Raw genomic sequence first — 591 nt, 5'->3', positions numbered from 1 at the left:
TTCTTTAGCGTCTTCGGCCGGCCCCACAAGCGTGGGCCGGCCCGCCTCTCTCGCACTAGGGCTCTGTTGCCAGAGCCTAGTCTTCTTTTCTTTATCTCTCTCCCAACATGTCAAAGAACGTTCCTTAAGGTACGAGTTACGGGTGCCGAGTTCTGAGTTAGGTTAACCCTTCCCTCTTTGCCGTTAACTTCCCCTTAAGCGTGAAGCAAAAACCTTTTGTCCTTGCCTTGGTACTGGTAATCGGTGTGGAGAATAACGGAGTCGAACCGTTGACCTCCTGCGTGCAAAGCAGGCGCTCTAGCCAGCTGAGCTAATCCCCCAGGTAATTCGCGGTGGGCCTGCGTGGACTCGAACCACGGACCTCTACATTATCAGTGTAGCGCTCTAACCACCTGAGCTACAAGCCCGCTTCATGGCCGGGCCTGGCCGCCCGATTGAATGCTTTTTTGAAAGGAATGCTTGAAACAGAGCATCGGATTAAGAGTCCGGAGCCCGGGATCTTCCCTAGAAAGGAGGTGATCCAGCCGCACCTTCCGGTACGGCTACCTTGTTACGACTTAGCCCCAGTTACCAGTTTTACCCTAGACGGCT

Annotated in this window: 2 tRNA genes and 1 rRNA gene; all 3 read right to left on the bottom strand. The window is 54.1% G+C overall.

Going from position 1 to position 591, the window contains the following annotated elements:
• Nucleotides 1-246 precede the first annotated feature (246 nt).
• Nucleotides 247-320: transfer RNA gene (locus tag FJM51_RS25535), tRNA-Ala, on the bottom strand.
• Between the two features lie 13 nt (nucleotides 321-333).
• Nucleotides 334-407: transfer RNA gene (locus FJM51_RS25530), tRNA-Ile, on the bottom strand.
• A gap of 101 nt (nucleotides 408-508) precedes the next feature.
• Nucleotides 509-591, bottom strand: a 16S ribosomal RNA gene (locus FJM51_RS25525); the annotation flags it as partial.

Origin of the sequence: Amaricoccus solimangrovi, from assembly GCF_006385685.1 — a bacterium.
Classification (GTDB): Bacteria; Pseudomonadota; Alphaproteobacteria; order Rhodobacterales; family Rhodobacteraceae; genus Amaricoccus; species Amaricoccus solimangrovi.
Note: the sequence above shows the minus strand (reverse complement) of the source record. Positions and strands in the feature narration are given on the sequence as shown.